The 3,556-nt window shown below is 39.4% G+C and carries 5 protein-coding genes; all 5 read right to left on the bottom strand.

Annotation, left to right across the window (positions count from 1 at the left end):
• Positions 1 to 552, bottom strand: a 552-nt coding sequence (locus tag AKA01nite_RS09130) for a relaxase/mobilization nuclease domain-containing protein (protein ID WP_186805159.1), incomplete at its 3' end; no start/stop codon positions are given.
• A gap of 12 nt (positions 553 to 564) precedes the next feature.
• On the bottom strand, positions 565 to 1,029 hold the full coding sequence (locus tag AKA01nite_RS09135; RefSeq protein ID WP_146925020.1) for a hypothetical protein: 465 nt from the start codon (positions 1,027 to 1,029) through the stop codon (positions 565 to 567).
• A 272-nt stretch (positions 1,030 to 1,301) separates the two neighbouring features.
• Complete coding sequence (locus tag AKA01nite_RS09140; RefSeq protein WP_146925021.1) at positions 1,302 to 2,303, bottom strand: replication initiation factor domain-containing protein; 1,002 nt, start codon at positions 2,301 to 2,303, stop codon at positions 1,302 to 1,304.
• A gap of 616 nt (positions 2,304 to 2,919) precedes the next feature.
• The gene (locus AKA01nite_RS09145; protein WP_146925022.1) at positions 2,920 to 3,159 is read right to left on the bottom strand and encodes a hypothetical protein; all 240 of its coding nucleotides are present in this window, start codon (positions 3,157 to 3,159) and stop codon (positions 2,920 to 2,922) included.
• 58 nt (positions 3,160 to 3,217) lie between these two features.
• A partial coding sequence (locus AKA01nite_RS09330; RefSeq protein ID WP_186805160.1) for a hypothetical protein occupies positions 3,218 to 3,556 on the bottom strand: 339 nt, incomplete at its 5' end.

Genomic DNA, 3,556 nt, shown 5'->3' on the forward strand with positions numbered 1-3,556 from the left:
CGCAAAGTTTATCCTACTTTCTAAATCTTCACGCCAATCATAGTCATTTTCGCCTTTTGCTACAGATAGCGGTTCTAAACCATGTTTAACAGTCGCTTCATCAACATAACTCTTCATATGCTTCCAACCGTTACTTATCGCCTTACCTTCACTATCTACATTGTTCAACAATACATGACCATGCAGGCAACCACCTTTTCCATCCGATTGTAAAGCAACAACCGCCGAGCGATTAGGATATGCGCTACTTATCGAATCATTTATGATATGTTGAGCTTTTTCCACATCTTCCGGATTGTTCGGGTCAATTTCATCTTTCGAAAAACTCATCATAACCGTATACGCTTCATGCTTACGCCTGGCATTAGGATTCAATCTCCGTTCAATATCCATCATTTTATACATATCGTCAGGGTCTTCAAAACCAGCAACACCAGCGAGCCCGTACACGTTCATATTTCGCTTTTCATTGCCATTGTGAGCAGGTCCAAAAATATAGTTATAGTATGCTTTGACATTCTTCTCAATCGGCTTAATACTACTAACTACCATCACTACACCCCTTTATTCCCAAACAGCTCTATGTTTTTTACCTTTTTCATCAGTCCATACACGAATACCCTTAGCTTTCTCAAAACTTTGAGCTGTTATATGTCCATTTTCAAACCAAACTTCCAGTTGACGTTCAACCTTTTCAATATCACGAGAATAATTCTTACCAGATCCCGAGCCTACTTTTTTAGTTGCTGAATCTTGCGTACTGGTCTTAGGTCGCTTAGTTGTCGATTCTTGTGTATGAGTCTTTTGTATGTCTTTCTTTCGCTCTTCATTCTTTGCAAACAACTTTTCAGATTCCGAAATGTTCCGCTCAATTTTTCGTAATTCTCTCAAATGCTCCCCCGTATTCCCCAGCAACAATACTTTCCCAGCTGTTGCCAAAGATGGATATCCATATGATTTCCATCTTTTCTCCAACTCATCATATTGTTCTTCGGGAATACTTATCTGCACTTTCTTCATCTTACCCATTTTGACTTACTCCACCTTTCGTTGTCGCCGTCAATGTACAATGCTTCCCATTGTACAAATAATTAATAATATCGTATATGCGCACAGTATACACGATATTATTAATTAGGCAAGCAGGATTGTCAGGTTGACTATGTCCACCTTTCCAATCAGCTTGTTCAGGGACTCCGTCCCCGAAACCCCTGTATCGTCAAAGACGATACAACCCCCCCTTTGTTGCTTACTTTCGTTCACAACAATAAAAAAAGCCCGCGCTTACGCGCCAGCTTTTTTTATTCATCAAGAAACAGCTCACTTAACTTTTCAAGTTTCTCTTCGCGTGATAGCTCTCCATATCGTCTACGAAATGACGGAGCTATCTGTTTCTTGACCCATACTTCATACGCCATTTTCGCATTTTCAACTTTTGAATAATCAAGTTGAATTTCACGTGTTTTTTTCAATGCCAACACTTCCGAAAATGTCTCATCTTTCCCATTCACTTCAAACATAATGCTATCATCCGTTAAACCTTGCCAAACCATTTTTGCAACTTTCTCTTTCTTTGATGTTGAATCCTGAACGAAACGGCGAACAGCTTCCGCATGTTCCTGCTTCACTTCAAGTTCAAAACGCAAAGTAGGTTCCATATCAATATCCAATTTCTTTTTTACTTCCGCACTTTTATCATACATACGAACCATAAACTTAGAACTACGAGAACCAATATATAAAGTCATTCCGTTTGAAATTGTCTTTGAAGCTGTTTTGATTGGTCTTTTCGGATTATTCCTACCTGATCGAATAGCATTTTCAGGATTTTGTTTTATCCCGTTTGCATAATCAGGAGAATAACCAACTAAACGGTCAATTTCTATAGCCTGTTGTAAAAGGTCAAAATCTGTTTTATACGTTAAATCAACAGCTACATCAAACCTTGTAGCCTTGCACATTCCGTCAAGATTGCGGAACAACTTTCTTATATTCACAACGTCCAAATCATTAGAACTAAGTACGACCAAAGCACTGCTCCCAAGTGCTAACGGTTCTTTAGATTCTTTATGCCATTCCATTCTTGTTTGCAACGTAAACCAACGACCTTCAATTTTAATCATTTTGGCGTTGTTTGGGTTATAACCTTGAGCTTTTCTCAATTCATCATCTTTCGTTGCTTCACGAACTTCATAACCACGTTCATTTAACAACTCAAAAACTAACCCAAGATTTTCAGTATCATATTCAGGCGGGAAAACCGTCAAAGTCAACCCGTCAAATCTGTATGATGATTTAACCATACAATTACCTCCATTGCTACCCGAGGTAATCTCATAGCACTACATTGACTTATGAGCATTGTTTTATTACAATGTTCATATAAGATAAATATAACTAATACGCCAAAGAGCGCACTGAGACTACTTTTCCGCTTCCCCAAGCCGAGTAGTCTTTTTTGTGTTCTTTTTTACATTTTAACACTCTTTTTATACGTTTTCAGCAAACCATAAAAAAATAGTGAAATGTATAGTTAATTGTAGACTTTTACAATTTCGTTTTTCGTGATTTAGTAACTAAAACCGCGTAGGTAAAGGGTTTATAGCACTTTTTGGAGGGATTTACCAACCCCCCTATTAGAGCGGGGGGTTGGGGAGACGTCCCACCGCCGTCATTTACTACGGAGAGAGCGAGAAAGTTCAAGACCTTGGAGCTCTGCCCCAAACCCCGACCCTTCAAACTCTCTCTGAATGAATTGGAGTGACGTTCATTCATCGGACGACATCGGGCAATCGTTTATATCAAACGATGTAGAACCCCGCAAGGCCAAGCCCTACGGGGCGCTACGCGCGCCTTGCGTGAACCCACAACATTTGATAACACGAAAAGCGCCCGATGACGACCGACGAATGAACTAAATCACAGCTTGTAACGCTCACTATGTGACATAGCTTCAGACAAGTCTTCCAAACCTTCAGTAAAAGCTTCAGGCACAATCTCTTGTTTTTGTCCGCTATCGCTCCCAGCTTCAGACATCAGAACTTCTTTAATTCCATCAAGCTTTTTCTGAATGAAGTCTGGTGACAATACATCACCTTCAGACAATACGGTTTTTGCACCAAATAATATTTTGCGTTTTTGCTCTTCATTTACTTTCATTTTATCCAACCTTTCTTACACATATTATATCAACATGATTTTCACAAAAACAGACCGTTCAAAGCCCCATTTCAGGCGCATTTTCTTGTGAAGCCATATCCAAAATATCTTCAGGCATATTTCGAATATCATCTTCAGCAAACGGGTCATATTCTTTTTCAACTTCTTGAACCTGATCCGCAATATCTTCTTTTTGTTCCCAGCGCTGTTCCAAATGTTCAAGACAAAAAGCATTTTCGTCTTCATAACCAAGAATAGAAGCTAAACGCCTGCCACGCATTGTCCTGCTTTTACCTTCTTCATCAGTAAACTTAAAGGTCAATTGTGTAGTTTTATCCCTCTTACGCCATCTACCCGAAACTTTCACACCAGCATGTTCCAAATCGTCCTTGCTAGT

Origin of the sequence: Alkalibacterium kapii (assembly GCF_007988865.1) — a bacterium.
In the GTDB taxonomy this organism is placed as follows: Bacteria; Bacillota; Bacilli; order Lactobacillales; family Carnobacteriaceae_A; genus Alkalibacterium; species Alkalibacterium kapii.

Coding starts and splice junctions, on each gene's coding strand:
- AKA01nite_RS09145 (WP_146925022.1), bottom strand. CDS start 3,159: ATGAAAGTAAATGAAGAGCAAAAACGCAAAATATTATTTGGTGCAAAA.
- AKA01nite_RS09140 (WP_146925021.1), bottom strand. CDS start 2,303: ATGGTTAAATCATCATACAGATTTGACGGGTTGACTTTGACGGTTTTC.
- AKA01nite_RS09135 (WP_146925020.1), bottom strand. CDS start 1,029: ATGGGTAAGATGAAGAAAGTGCAGATAAGTATTCCCGAAGAACAATAT.